We start from the raw sequence: 13,585 nt of genomic DNA, 5'->3' as shown, positions 1-13,585 counted from the left end.
GTCGGCAGCGTCCTCTAGCCCCAGAGGGGCAATATATCGGTAGAGAAACGGGAATAAGCATTTGTAAAGCCCCAGCGGGGCGACACTCTCCCCGCGCGGCTATTCCTCCTGCGGCGCTTTGAACAGGTACTGTGGGTTATAATCAACGCCGAACTGCTCCAGCAGCAAGCGGTACTCTTCCTGAAAGGAATGAATAGCGTGGTGCTCCTGCTGCCGCTCGATATAACGGATAACAGCCGGTAGCTGCGACGCTCCGTAGGAAAATGCCCCAAATCCGTCCTGCCACACAAATTTAGCGGCCAGCCAGTGCTGCTCGTTTACGAACTTGGCCGAGTTGGCTTTCACGTCCCGCATCAGGTCGGAAAGTGCCTTATCGGGCCGTAAACCGATAAGCAGGTGCAGATGGTCGGGCATTCCATTGATGGCAAGTAGTTTTTGGCCTTGCTGCGTGATAATGCCGGTGATATAGCTGTACAGCGTAGCCGCCCGAGCAACAGGAATCAGCGATGCCCGACCCCGCACAGCAAACACAATATGCAGGTGAATTTGGGTATAAGTGTTAGCCATAAAAGCAATGAATAAGCCGTGAGCCAGCCCCGGCGGGGCGACATATCGGTAGAAAAAGGTAGACAATTCACGCGAAAGCCTCAGTGGGGCGACACTAATCGTTGGACCAATTGTGTCGCCCCGCTGGGGCTTTGGGCCTTTCTTGTTCCCGGTTGTCTACCGATATGTCGCCCCGCTGGGGCTATCAAATCGGCTCTTTAAAACCACAGATCAGAAGTTGCAGACCGTCTTGGAAAGCATATTCAGCGAACCAATAGTGGCAATCATCTACCAATTGAAATCTTACTTCTGGAGAAGTAGCATAATGCCTGCTAAACTTGTTTTCCAACGTGATAAACAGCTCACAACCAGGTGGCCAGCCGGGAGCTACAATAATTTCTGTAACTGCATTTCCTACTGCTAGTTCGCTGCTGAGAATTTGCCGAAGCGGAAGAGATAGGTTCTCAATAGTAGTCATATCTACTTCCCCTCCCACACGTTATCCGCCTTATTATTATCCGGCACATACGTACTGCCCAGCACCACTTTCTTCACCGCTTTGCCGCCTTCCAACGGCACCACGACCGACGTATTTCCGGCCTGCCACACAGCTACCGAGCGGTGGATTTTCTGGGTGGTGTTATCGGCGAAGGTGACCAGCAGATCTACCGGCACGGGCTTGGTGCCTTTGGCGGCTACGGTAATGGCGGCGGGCGTCACGCTTTGCAGGGCCAGGTCGGGGTAGCTGCCGTCGAAAAACCAGCGCTGCCAGAACCAGTTTAGGTTTTGGCCCGCCCCGGCGTTCATCGAGTTGAAGAAGTCGTAGGGCATCGGGTGCCGGCCGTTCCAGTTGCGGATGTAGGTGTGCAGGGCCTTGGTGAACAGCTCGTCGCCGAGCATATCCTTCACGTAGAGGTAGCCCAGGCCGGGCTTGGGGTAGGAGTTCAGGAAAAACGCCGTGCCGGTCTGCTGGGTGCTGAGCGTAGTGATGGGCACATCGACTTCGGTAGCGGCGGCGCGGGCGTAGGGCTCCACGCCGTACTCGTCCACCATGCTGGGCTCGATCAGCGGCGAAATCAGCCACTCGCCGATGGTGGCCCAGCCCTCGTCCATCCAGCCGTACTTGGTTTCGTTGGTGCCCATGTAGAACGGGAACATGGTGTGGAATATCTCGTGGTCGGTGAGGGTGATGACGTCCTCGCGCTTGTCGAGCGGGTTGTCGTTCACCATCATCGGGTATTCCATCTGGTCGAGGCCATCGAATACGGTTTCGTGCGAGTAGGGGAAGGGCCACTTGGGGAAGGTGTAGCTCATGGCCTCCACCGTTTTGCGCCCGAACTTGGCTACTTCCTCAAAATCCTTGTGCTTGGGATTGTACACGGCATCTACGCGGGTGCGGCGCTTCGTGGCGGGGGCCACCACGAGGCTGGTGGCCTGCCAGATGTAGTGGTCGGTGGTGGCAAATACGAAGTCCGTCACGTTGCGGGCTTCGAAGCGCCAAGTGTTCTGCGCGTTCGGGGCCGTAATGTCTTTGCGGGCAATATCCTCGGGGCCGATGACGGTGGTGTAGCCGTCCTTTTGCTCCGCGTCGCGCAGGCGCTTGGCGTACTTTTTCGTCAGCACCTGCTCGGCGTTCTGCAGGTCGCCGGTGGCCCACACCACGAAGTTGCGCGGCACAGTGATGGCGGCTTTGAAGTTGCCGAAGTCGTTGTAGAACTCCTGGCTGCCGTTATAGGCAAACTTATTCCAGCCGTCAATGTCGTCGTAGACCGTGATGCGGGGGAAGAAATAGGCCACGAAGGCCGCGTTTTCCTCCACCTCGCCGGTGCGCATGTGCGAGCCTTTGTTGAGCGTGTAGGAATATGCCACCGACACCCGCGCCGCCTGCTTTGGCCCCAGCGCTTTGCGTAAGCTCAACGGCATATTAGTCCCATCAATGCGCAGCTTGGCTACGTCGGACGCTTCGCCGTTGATGCTGAGCTGCTGAATCTGCACGCCTTCGCTCACGTCCTCGGGCTTGATGGCCGCGGCCCGGGCGCCGCCCTTCTGGTAGAGGTTGGGGTAAATCTTAAACCAGATCTGGCGGAGCGAGTCGGGGCTATTATTGAGGTAGGTAATATCCACGGTGCCTTTCACCAGCCGCGTGGCCGGGTCGAAGCTGACGTTGATATCGTAGTCGGCGGTATTCTGCCAGTAGTTCGGGCCGGGCTGGCCGGTGGCGCTACGGGTGCCTTTGGCAAAGGTGGCCTGCAGGTTGAGCGGTACGGGCAGCGTTTGCTGGGCCAGGGCAGAAGTGCTGAGTATCAGCGCGGCGGCGAGAAGCTTGAGAGTCATAAGCGGCAGAGAATTTCTGCAAAGTAACGAGGGAAGCGGTGGGGCTGCATGCTGACGCGTGCGGACGATGTTGGGAAAAGAATGGAGGAAAAGAACGGGTCATGCTTGATCTGGCGTCCGCTTGTCGAAGCATCTCACCCGCTTCGTCCGGCTCCCCTCTCTTTTGGAGAGGGGCTGGGGGTGAGGTTTCAACGAAGCGGGAGAGGTGCTTTGACAAGTTCAGCATGACACGTTCCTTGTTGCATCGCTCACTTCATATCCTCCCGAACCTGCCGCAAAATCTCCTCCCAATGTTTCAGATACAGCATGTGGCCCTCGCCGGGCAGCATCTTCACGCGGGCCTGCGGAACTCTTTCCGTGAGATAATGCAGACTTTCCGGCGGCCAGATCGTATCGGCGTCGCCGTGCCAGAGGGTGGTGGGCGCCTGAATGGCGGCCAGCGAAAACGGGAGCGGCTGGCAGATGGCACGGCTGTCGAAATACACGCCCTGCCCGTCGTTGGCGAAGCCCTGCACGGCTGCATCGCGCAACAGCGCGCGGTTGTGCGGCTCGAAGCCCACCACCTGCTCGGGCGGGCCGAAGATGAGCTTCAAAAACTCGTCGATGGTCTTTTCGGGCTCCGCGTGCCATTTTTCGCTGATTTCGGCGAAGGCCAGCTTGCCCAGCGTGGGCAGGTATTCATTGGCGTAGCGCACTGCTTTCCAGCCCACGGTAAAATCCTGGTAAGCGGCTGGGTCGCCGAAGGGTAGAATTGTGCTCAGCAGCTGCAGCGAAGCCACCCGCGCCGGATACAGCGCCGCCAGCGCCAGGCCATGCAGCCCCCCCGCCGACCAGCCCGCCACGCCCAGCCGCCCCGGCACCGCCAGCGCCTCGCACGCAAACACCACATCCGCCGCAGACGAGGCCAGCGTCATATCCTCATCCACCCCGGATTGCCCCACGCCGGGCCGGTCGGGTGCCAGGATTTGCAGCTGCAACTCGGCCAGCAGCGCCGCGCACGCCGGCACCGACAGGCCGGAGGAAGCGTAGCCGTGGTGAAAGATAACGGCCGGGTGCGCCGGGCTGCCGTAGCGCGTGAGGCCCAGCCGGCGGCCATCGGGCAGCGAAATAGTGAGCGGCTGAGCGAAGGAAGTAGGCATGATAAACAGTCGTCTGTCATCCCGAGCGGCGCGAAGCAAAGCGAAGGACCTTCCTCAGTTGAGTGATAAAGACCTTTTCAACGCACAAAGCCCTTCACCGTTGCGAGGTAAAGGGCTTTGCTCATCTTACAAGGTTTTGTAGTGGCGAAGAGAAAGGTCCTTCGCTCTGCTCAGGATGACAGACGTTTTCGGCTAGCCAGCCAGAATTATTTCAGCCGCACCAGCGTGGCGCCGTAGCCGAACTTTTCCTTCTGCGCGTCCTCGAAAAACTTGATGTCTTTGTTGCGGCTGAGCAGCTTGTGCAGCTCCTTGCGCAGCGTACCATTGCCGGAGCCGTGGATGAACACGATTTCGTGCATGTTGGTGGCCAGGGCCCGGCTCAGCGTGTCCTCGAAGGTTTCCAGTTGGAGCTTCAGAATGGCCGTGTTGCTGAGCGGCTCCTCGGTGGCGGTATCGGGGCGCAGAGCTTCCAGATGCAGATCCACCTCGTGCGGTGGGGCGGTAATGGCCTTGGCAGGCTCGGGCGGCGGGGCCATAGCGGCGGGCTTGGCGGGCGCATTGCCGCTGAGCTGCTGCTGCAGGGTTTCGGCCAGCTTGTCGGGCGCAACTACGGCCGGGGCGGCGGGCTTTTCATCCAGCTGAAACAGGTAGGCCTCGCGCTGCAGCACTGGCACATTGGGCTGGCGGCTGGTGTAGAAGCTGGCCGCCCGGAACTGCACCCGCTTGGTGAGCAGCTCATAGGCCGTGGCATCGTTCATCTGATGGGGCAGCAGCTGAAATACGGCGGCAGGCCACTTGTCGAAATCCTTCAGGTGCCAGTGCCCAAGCGGGTTGCTGGCGGTTTTGGCGGGCAGCTTGTCTGCGCTCAGGGCGCGGTATTTCGCGTCGGTTTCCTCGCCGTAGGTAAACAGCACGTCGCGCTCCGTGTGGTTTATCAGGTGCAGCGCCAGCAGCTCCGGCGACTGATGAATCAGGGCCAGGTACAGGCCTTTCTGCACCGGCGCGGCTTTGGGCGCGGTGGCCTGCGGCGGCCCTTCGGCGGTTGGCTTTTGGGCTGAAACAGTCGGGGTAGTGCCGGCCGCCTTCGCGGCTTTGGCAGCGTTGGCCGCGCCGGTCGAAGCGGCTTTTTTCTCGGCGGCAATGGCGCTGGCGCTCTGGCCGAAGGCTTTCTGCTCCTCCGCCGCCACCACTACCACCTCGCGGCGCAGCACCGGAATCGTGAAATCATTATCGATGGCCACCTCCACGAGGTCGTTGTCGAGCAGGCGCGTAACGATGCCTTCCTCGCGGCCTGTAAGCAGGCGGACCCGGTCTCCTACGTTCATATCAAGAAGTGTTGGATGTTGAATTTTGAATGCTGAATGGGTTTTTCCGAAAAGCCCGGCAGCCGGCACAAGGTACGCAGAATAGCCCCGGTAGGCTGGCAACGCGCAATTTTGGCCTTGCTTCGTCCGCCGTCCGCTGAGCCGAAAATCCGCCGTTGCCTGCGTTTTTTATTCAAAATTCGACCCTCAACCTACACCCTTTCAATAATAAAGCCCGTGCAGCACTAGGCCGTTGCGCGAGTTGTACTCCAGCGCCGGGGCGGGCAGGTGGAAGATGCTGGCCACGTAGAACACGCGCTTCAGCAGCTTGCTGCGGGTAGGAATGCGCATCAGGTTCACATCGAAGGTGAGGTAGTACTGGCGGTAGGCCCGCAGGCCCAGGGCGGCATTGGCATCCGGGTCGTTGAATACCATTTGCTGGGCCCCGTAGCCCACGGCGGGCTGCAGCCACTTGGGCCAGCGGCTTTCGGGCCGGAGCCAGGCGGCCAGATCGGCGCAGAGCCAGTAGGTCTGGCCGTTGTAGTCTTTCAGGTGCTGCTCGGCCAGCGTGCGGCCCAGCACATTGGGCCGCAGCTTGGCGTAGCGGGTGGTGTGGAAGGAGTATTTGGGCATCAGCCGCACCTCATTCCAGGCCAGCTGCTGGGCGATGAGGCCGGCCGAGCCGAGGAAATTGGCGGCCAGATCGGTGGCGGAGGCGCCGTAGGCCGGGTCGTGGCCGTCGAAGTACTCGATGGGGCTTTGGAGCACGAAGCCCACCAGGCCGCCGTACCAGAGGGCGCGGCGGGCGGGCACACCGGCCCAGCGCAGCATGTCCACGGCCCCGCGGCTTTCGTGAAACGCCCCCCAGAAGTGGCCCGCCTTGTCGAGCTGCTTCCACTCGCCTAAGTCATTGAACCAGTGAAACCGGCTCCGCTCGCCGGTATACCAGCCCTGATCCAGCCCGTAGAGCAGGCCCGAATACGTGACGGCCAGCCCACCGGCTAGCACCGGCAGCCGCCGGCTCAGACCCGCCGCTGAGTCGGGGACGGGGCGGAGTGGGAGCGGAATGGGGCTTTGCGCCTGGGCGGCGGCTGTCGGCGGGGGCGTTTCGATTGCCTGGGCTTGGCTGCTGGGTGGCGCGGCCAGCACCAGCCCGGCGGCCGGCAAAAGCCACCGACCAGCGGCGGCGAAAAAACGGAAAATTGATGTCATGCGAACAGGAATGCTCCGGCGGCCGGGGCGGCAAAGCTACGAACAAAAGCAGGCCCTGGCTTGGCTGGCCGCTAGATTGTTGCGTACCTTTAAGCTGGGTTTTACCGCCGCTTGGCTGCCCTTTTTGTTGCGTAATATTTTCATGTTTTGATTTCTCCCTTTCCCACCATCTCAATGAAAACACTTCGACTAGTACTGTGCCTGCTGGCGCTGCTGACCGGGCTGCCTGCCGCCCACGCGCAGGTCGTGACGGCCCAGCCGGCTTCCTTTCGCGAAACGGACCCCGTCACGCTCACCTTCGATGCCACCCAGGGCAACGCCGAGCTGGCCAACTTCACCGGCGACGTGTACATCTGGACCGGCGTAGTGACCAACCTGAGCGCCAACAACACGCAATGGCGGCACGTGAAAAGCCCCGCCTTCAACCAGGCCGACCCCGCCGCCCTGATGACGCGCGACGCCACCAACCCCAACCTGTACCGCATCACCCTCACGCCCCGCACGTTCTACCCGGTGCCCGCCAACGAGCAGATTCTGCGCCTGGGCATGATCTTCAAGAACGCCGACGGCACCAAAGTAGGCCGCGGCCCGGCCGGCGACATCTTCATCGACGTCGCCCAGAACGTGTTCGACGTGAAGTTCACCAACCCCGTGCCCAGCGGCAGCCCGGAGCTGGTGGTGCAGAACACGCCTTTCAGCGTGACCGGCACCTCAGCCATTCCGGCCACGCTCACGCTCACGCTCAATGGCGTGCAGGTGGCCCAGCAAACCAACGCTACCTCCATCACCGCCAACGTGACCGTAACCCAGGCCGGGGCCAACACGCTGCGCCTCACGGCTTCCAACGGCACCACGTCGGCTTTCACGGAGCTGCAGCTGCAGACGCGCCCCGCCGTGACGGTGGCCGCGCTGCCGGCCGGTGCCAACAAAGACGGCATTACGTATCTGGCCGGCGGCACATCCGTTATTCTGAGCCTGACCGCGCCTAATAAGGAGTTCGTTTACGCCATTGGCGAGTTCAACAACTGGCAGCTCACCGATGCCACGTTCATGAACCGCACGCCCCAGACCGATGCCGCCAACGGCCGCTGGTGGGTGCAGATCAACGGCCTCACCCCCGGCCAGGAATACGCCTACCAGTATCTGGTGAATGGCACGCAGCGCATTGCCGACCCTTACACCGATAAAGTGCTGGACCCCAACAACGACCGGTTCATTCCGGCCGACACGTATCCGGGCCTGAAGGCGTATCCGGCGGGGCAGACGGGCATCGTTTCCGTGCTGCAAACCAACCAGACGGCCTACCAGTGGACCACCACCGGCTTCCAGAAGCCCAAGCGCACCGACCTGGTGGTGTATGAGTTGCTGGCCCGCGACTTCGTGGCCCGCCACGACTACCAGACCCTGCGCGACACGCTCAACTACCTGCAGCGCCTGGGCGTGAATGCCATTGAGCTGATGCCTTTCAACGAGTTTGAGGGCAACGACAGCTGGGGCTACAACCCCTCGTTCTACTTCGCCCCCGACAAATACTACGGCACCAAAAACGAGCTAAAGCGCTTCATCGACGAGTGCCACCGCCGCGGCATTGCCGTCATTATGGATATGGTGCTCAACCACAGCTGCGGCCAGAGCCCAATGGTGCAGATGTACTTCGACGGCGGCAACCCTTCCACTGATTCGCCCTGGTTCAACCGCACCGCCACGCACCCCTTTAACGTGTGCTACGACTTCAACCACGAAAGCGAGTACACCAAGTATTTCGTGCAGAAAGTAACCGATTACTGGATTCAGGAATACAAAATCGACGGCTACCGCTTCGATCTGAGCAAAGGCTTCACGCAGGTGAACTCCGGCAACAACGTGGGCCTGTGGGGTCAGTACGACCAGTCGCGCATCAACATCTGGAAGAACATCTACGATAAGCTGCTGCTACAGGACCCGAATGTGTATTGCATTCTGGAGCACTTCGCCGACAACTCGGAGGAGAAGGTGCTGGCCGACTACGGCATGATGCTGTGGGGCAACATGACACACAACTACAACGAGGCCACCATGGGCTACGTGAGCACCTCCAACCTGAGCGGTGCCTACCACGGCGCCCGCAACTTCACGCTGCCGCACCTGGTGACCTACATGGAAAGCCACGATGAGGAGCGCCAGATGTATAAAAACATCACCTTCGGCAACCAGGCTAACCCCGCCCACGACGTGAAGAACCTGACCACGGCTCTGGCCCGCAGCGAGGCCGCTACGGCCTTCTTCTTCGCCGTGCCCGGCCCGAAAATGGTGTGGCAGTTCGGCGAAGTCGGCTACGACGTGAACATCGACTTCAACGGCCGCACGGGCATGAAGCCCATCCGCTGGAACTACTACCAGGAGCCCGCCCGCCGCAAGCTCTACGACGTGTACCGCGCCATGATTGCCCTGAAAAAGGCCGAACCGGTGTTTGAAACCGGCACCTTCACCCAAAATGTAAGTGGCGGCACCAAGTCCATTCACCTCACCGACCCGAGCCTGAGCGTGACCGTAGTGGGCAACTTCGACGTGACGACCCAGTCCATCAACCCCGAGTTCCAGCGCACCGGCAAGTGGTACAACTACCTCACCGGCGACAGCATCATCGTCGCTAATACCACCACTCCGCTCACGCTGCAGCCCGGCCAGTACACCGTGTATACTTCGCGCCGCATTGTGCCGCCCTCCTACATTATCACGGCCAGCAAGCGCCGCCAGGATGCCGCCGCCCTGCAGCTGCTGCTGGCTCCGAACCCGGCCAACACCCAGGCCACCGTGTCGTATCAGCTCCCCGCGCCGGCCCCCGTTACCGTCACGGTAACCAACCTGCTGGGCGCTACGGTGCGCACGCTGCCCGCCGCCCGCCAGTCTGCTGGCCCGCACAGCCTGCAGGTGCCCATCGCCGACTTGGCCAACGGCGTGTACCTGCTCCGCCTGACCACCGGCGAGCAGACGCAAACCCGGCGGCTGGTGGTGCAGCACTAAGCGCTGCCGCTGCCACAGGCCCATAAAAAAAGCGACCCACATGGGTCGCTTTTTTTATGGGCCTGTGGCAGCTTTATTTCGTCAGAATGGTGTGGTAGTCCACCAGATCATCGATAGGGGAACGGATGATTTTGCCCACTTCCATGTCGTGGCTCTTGGCTACCTGCGCCAGCGCGTCGCGGAAGTTGTAGCCCACTGAGCCGATGCAGTTGAAGGTATAATCCTGGTAGCGGGGGTAATGCATCACCAGGTTCTGGAAGAACGTCTCGAAGCCATCGAGCACGATTTCGCGGCAGTAGCTCACGTTGTTGTGGTCGTAGGCAAACTTGGCGAAGCTGGCCAGAAAGCGGTTGGGCAGGGGCTGGTTGTAGAGCTTGTCCAGAATCTCGTCGCGGTTCAGGCCGTAGGTTTCGCGGAAGGATTCCTGCAGGCCGTCGGGGAGCAGGTTGCGCAGGTAGTCGCGCAGCAGGCGCTTGCCAATGAATGAGCCGCTGCCCTCATCGCCCAGAAAGTAGCCCAGGGAGTCCACGCTGTAGGTTATTTTCTGGCCGTCGTAGAGGCAGCTGTTGGTGCCGGTGCCCAGAATGGCGGCAAAGCCGCTGCCCGTGCCCAGCAGGGCCCGTGCCGCCGCCAGCAGGTCATGGTCCACTACTACTTTGGCGGCCGTGAACACCTGCCGCATGGCCGCGGCCACTATCTCCGCCTTGCGGGCCGAAGAAATGCCGGCTCCATAGTAATGCACTTCCGTGATGCGCTCCTGGGCCAGCGTATCGGGCAAGTTTTGCCGCAGCGAGGCCAGAATGGCTTCCGTGCCCACAAAGTCCGGGTTGTAGCCTTCGGTGTTGAAGTAGATGCGCGTGCCTTCATCGTCAATGAGGCACCAGTTGGTTTTGGTCGAGCCGCCGTCGGCAATAATTACCATGACAAGGAAATGTGGGGTAGAAGATGGAAGCAGGAGCAGAGCCAATAGCACGCACTCCTAAACAAAGCGCCGGGTTCCGGGTTGAAAGCATCGATAGGCCCTACGGGGTCGCAATCTAGGGCTTGAGCGGCAATAATTCGCCACGCTCTGCCACCACGCGCCGCCTGGCCGTGCGGCAGACAGCCTCCGGATTGCGGCAGCGAAATAAATTGCGCAACAAATTTATGCCCTGGGTTAGTGAAGAGTCACTTATATCGCTTTTATTTGCCTTCCTGACTGGTATCCTTGGCACACGGTTTTCGTATTAGGGGCTACCGGAATGAAATTTTCTCGCTTCCCACATTTACATTTTTCAAACCCACACCACAATGAAAAAAATCTTTACCCTCGCCGCCCTCGGCCTGCTGTCTGCCGCTTCTATGGAAGCCCAGGCGCAAATTACGCTTGATGGCAAAGTATCGGCCGCTGAAATCGGCACGGGCACCGGCAAGTACCAGCTGGCCGGCACCTACACCGGCACGCACTCGGTAGCCAACAAAGGTTTGCAGTCGGTGTATATCGCCACATCTGCTACCAAGCTCTACATCATGGTTGTTGGCTCTTCCGAGTCGACGGATTATCCTGGTTTTGTAGTATACCTGAACGTACCAGGCCGCACCGGCGTAGCCGCTGGCACGCAGCTGAAAGGTGGCGCAGCCGGCGACAGCCCGCTGAAGCACACGCCAACCATGGATATGCAGACCGACTACGGTTTCCGCGCTACCACGGCCCCAACCGGCGACAACAACGTGTACTACAGCTATGTAGACTACACCAATGGCAACACGGCTCCCGTGCCCGATACGTATCAGGGCAACAGCCAGAAAGCCGGTGTACCTATCGTGGCCTCGGCCACTACGGGTCCGGTACTGGGTGCTCGTTTCTCCTACCTAAGCTCGGCCAGCGTAACGGCCGCCGCTACGGCTGGTTCGGGCCTGGAAATGGAGCTTGACATGGCCGCTCTGGGCTTGACTACGGGTAACGCCATCAACGTAATGGCTGGCTACGTGAAAGACGGTGGTGCTTTCACCTCCGACGTGATTCCGCAGGTTGTGGGCCAAACGGCTGATCTGGGTTCATCACCCAACTTCTCGACGCTGCCCGGCAGCCAGAACGTAACCTACGTAGTGGGCACCGGCGTAACGGCTACCCGCAACGAAGTAGCACAGCAGCTCAACTTCAAGGTATATCCTAACCCTGCCACGGCTGCCACTACGGTATCGTACAAGGTGCTTTCGGCTAACCAGGAAGTGGAGCTGAGCGTTTACAACTCGCTGGGCCAGGTAGTACGCACTCTGGCTGCTGAGAAGCAGGCCGTAGGCACGCACACCTACAAGCTGCCCGCTCTGGCTGCCGGCACGTATCTGGTGAAGCTCTCCGTTGGTGCTGACGTAACCAGCAGCAAGATCGTAGTAGAGTAATAGCACAGTTCCCGGTTAGTACGCAGCAACGCCGCTGTAAGCTCCGAATAGCTGTTTTAAAAGGCCCCGTATCCATTCAGGATGCGGGGCCTTTTTTGCAGATTCTATATAAGCCCCATAGCTATTAGTAACATGGCCGTTTACACCATTCTACCAGGAAACATTTCAGGGAAGAGTAAAACCAATGCTTGGGCATTCACAAGTTTTGTGTTAAACTATAATTTCAGCTGCTGTGTCCACTAAAGCCGCGGCACAGCGCTTGAGGCCCTGCGCGGATGGTGATGAGATGAATTAATTGCTCACACCCACTACATGCCAGGCATTTGCCGCACACGAGCTCATTAGTACACCTATACCCTATTTGTACCATGCCCAGATAGTTTGCTGAAAGCTCCGCGTACTATCAACTTGGGTATGTTCAGGTGGGGAAACGGGCAAGGTACTGCTCCAGATTTACTCATAGGGCCCAAAAAAAGCTCCGACCAGATGGCCGGAGCTTTTTTGAGTTTTGATTGAATGCTTAGCGCTGCTTGGTGAGTGAATAGGTATACTTATCCGGGTCGCGCAGGTCCAGCGTAACATCATATTTGCCAGGGCCGGAGGTGGTCAGGTTGCCGCCATCCTGCACCAATCGTGTACCAGGCTTGTCTTTAAAGTCGCCCAGGTTGATGGTCCAGGCGTTGTTTGCGCGGAACTTGAACTCGCTGTTGGTGCCTAAGCCCGGCAGGGTTACACCGGTCAGCTTCCATACTTTATCCTTGGTGTCATATACCATCGGAATCGACTGATTCCAGCCGGTGCCATCACCAGTGGTCGCGGCGCCCACAATACCCCAGTCGGTAGCAACAGCCGTGAGGGTGCCCGCAGTCAGATCTACACTGACGCGGTACATTTTCGGGCCAGCCAAGGTGAAGTCGGTGGTGCTGCTCGAAGAAATAGTGTTGTTGCCGCCGGCGTTGCCAAACACAGTGCCCGAGGCGGAAGCAGTATTGGAAAGTTTGAACGCATTGGTAGCGTTAGGAACGTACACGTAGCCTTCAAACTTGGCGGGCGACTGTTCGCGGATCAATGGCGACTCCGAGCCAAGTGGGCCAATGCTGGCACCATAGAAGTACAGGTCGCGCGAGTAAGGAACAGCCGAAATTTTGGATACGCCGCTCAGCATGTCGGCCTGGTTGCCGGAGTAGCTGGCCCGCAGACGAACATCTACGGTGCCGGGGAGCGTAGGAGTGAGCCCCGCCTTGACGAGCGCCGAGTTCAGGTCCGATACCTTCACCGAATCGCGGGTGGTGTTGGTGCCAGCGGGCACGGTGCCAACGACGGCGAAGTTGGTGCCGGTTTTGGCAAACTCCAGCGTGTACGTCACGGGCACTACCGGCTTCGAGCCATCCGACAGCGTGAAAGTCACCGGAGTCCAGCTATACACGACAGCGGTCTTGGTAGCGTTGGAGCTGAGCAGCGTGCCGGCATCGGTCGCATTAGCAGTCAGCGTGGGCGCGGGGCTGGCATTGGCCGTCACCTGCACCTCATCCTTCTCACAGGCACCGAGGGCGAACAGCAAGCCGGCTGCTGCGAGAAATGAGAATCTGTTTTTCATAAAAAGCGGAAGATTAAAGTCCTTAAATGGCCGATTCTCCGTAAGGAAAATCGGCCGAAAAAAGTTTA

The 13,585-nt window shown here is 59.7% G+C and carries 9 protein-coding genes; 2 read left to right on the top strand and 7 right to left on the bottom strand.

Annotation, left to right across the window (positions count from 1 at the left end; translation table 11 throughout):
* Positions 1–99 precede the first annotated feature (99 nt).
* From tnpA to BUB62_RS07005, 5 genes are all read right to left on the bottom strand, one after another.
* Entirely contained in the window at positions 100–567 is a 468-nt protein-coding gene (gene tnpA / locus BUB62_RS07030) for an IS200/IS605 family transposase (protein ID WP_073107938.1), read from the bottom strand.
* 459 nt (positions 568–1,026) lie between these two features.
* Positions 1,027–2,880, bottom strand: a complete 1,854-nt coding sequence (locus tag BUB62_RS07020) for a M1 family metallopeptidase (protein WP_073107933.1) — start codon at positions 2,878–2,880, stop codon at positions 1,027–1,029.
* Positions 2,881–3,128: 248 nt separating this feature from the next.
* Positions 3,129–4,019, bottom strand: coding sequence for an alpha/beta fold hydrolase (locus tag BUB62_RS07015; protein ID WP_073107931.1), 891 nt, complete (start codon positions 4,017–4,019; stop codon positions 3,129–3,131).
* A gap of 206 nt (positions 4,020–4,225) precedes the next feature.
* Positions 4,226–5,344 carry a Smr/MutS family protein gene (locus BUB62_RS07010; protein ID WP_073107928.1) on the bottom strand — a complete coding sequence of 373 codons (1,119 nt, stop codon included), beginning with the start codon at positions 5,342–5,344 and terminating at the stop codon, positions 4,226–4,228.
* A gap of 201 nt (positions 5,345–5,545) precedes the next feature.
* Complete coding sequence (locus tag BUB62_RS07005; protein ID WP_084538890.1) at positions 5,546–6,535, bottom strand: DUF2279 domain-containing protein; 990 nt, start codon at positions 6,533–6,535, stop codon at positions 5,546–5,548.
* Between the two features lie 174 nt (positions 6,536–6,709).
* On the opposite strand from BUB62_RS07005, the gene BUB62_RS07000 reads away from it, so the two are divergent.
* A complete protein-coding gene (locus tag BUB62_RS07000) occupies positions 6,710–9,538 on the top strand; it encodes a DUF4961 domain-containing protein (protein ID WP_143164066.1) in 2,829 nt (942 codons plus the stop codon).
* Positions 9,539–9,611: 73 nt separating this feature from the next.
* Here BUB62_RS07000 and BUB62_RS06995 read toward each other — a convergent pair whose 3' ends face one another.
* Entirely contained in the window at positions 9,612–10,460 is an 849-nt protein-coding gene (locus BUB62_RS06995) for a BadF/BadG/BcrA/BcrD ATPase family protein (RefSeq protein ID WP_073107926.1), read from the bottom strand.
* A gap of 368 nt (positions 10,461–10,828) precedes the next feature.
* On the opposite strand from BUB62_RS06995, the gene BUB62_RS06990 reads away from it, so the two are divergent.
* Positions 10,829–11,920: a T9SS type A sorting domain-containing protein gene (locus BUB62_RS06990; RefSeq protein WP_073107924.1), complete on the top strand. Its 1,092-nt coding sequence runs from the start codon at positions 10,829–10,831 to the stop codon at positions 11,918–11,920.
* Positions 11,921–12,440: 520 nt separating this feature from the next.
* On the opposite strand, the gene BUB62_RS06985 is transcribed toward BUB62_RS06990, so the two are convergent.
* Positions 12,441–13,517 (bottom strand): SusE domain-containing protein, encoded by a 1,077-nt coding sequence (locus BUB62_RS06985; RefSeq protein ID WP_084538889.1) that lies wholly within the window; start codon positions 13,515–13,517, stop codon positions 12,441–12,443.
* Positions 13,518–13,585 lie beyond the last annotated feature (68 nt).

Origin of the sequence: Hymenobacter daecheongensis DSM 21074, assembly GCF_900141805.1 — a bacterium.
Classification (GTDB): domain Bacteria; phylum Bacteroidota; class Bacteroidia; order Cytophagales; family Hymenobacteraceae; genus Hymenobacter; species Hymenobacter daecheongensis.
This window is presented reverse-complemented; position numbering and strand designations above follow the sequence as displayed.

Coding starts and splice junctions, on each gene's coding strand:
- BUB62_RS07005 (WP_084538890.1), bottom strand. CDS start 6,535: ATGACATCAATTTTCCGTTTTTTCGCCGCCGCTGGTCGGTGGCTTTTG.
- tnpA (WP_073107938.1), bottom strand. CDS start 567: ATGGCTAACACTTATACCCAAATTCACCTGCATATTGTGTTTGCTGTG.
- BUB62_RS07000 (WP_143164066.1), top strand. CDS start 6,710: ATGAAAACACTTCGACTAGTACTGTGCCTGCTGGCGCTGCTGACCGGG.
- BUB62_RS06985 (WP_084538889.1), bottom strand. CDS start 13,517: ATGAAAAACAGATTCTCATTTCTCGCAGCAGCCGGCTTGCTGTTCGCC.
- BUB62_RS06995 (WP_073107926.1), bottom strand. CDS start 10,460: ATGGTAATTATTGCCGACGGCGGCTCGACCAAAACCAACTGGTGCCTC.
- BUB62_RS06990 (WP_073107924.1), top strand. CDS start 10,829: ATGAAAAAAATCTTTACCCTCGCCGCCCTCGGCCTGCTGTCTGCCGCT.
- BUB62_RS07015 (WP_073107931.1), bottom strand. CDS start 4,019: ATGCCTACTTCCTTCGCTCAGCCGCTCACTATTTCGCTGCCCGATGGC.
- BUB62_RS07020 (WP_073107933.1), bottom strand. CDS start 2,880: ATGACTCTCAAGCTTCTCGCCGCCGCGCTGATACTCAGCACTTCTGCC.
- BUB62_RS07010 (WP_073107928.1), bottom strand. CDS start 5,344: ATGAACGTAGGAGACCGGGTCCGCCTGCTTACAGGCCGCGAGGAAGGC.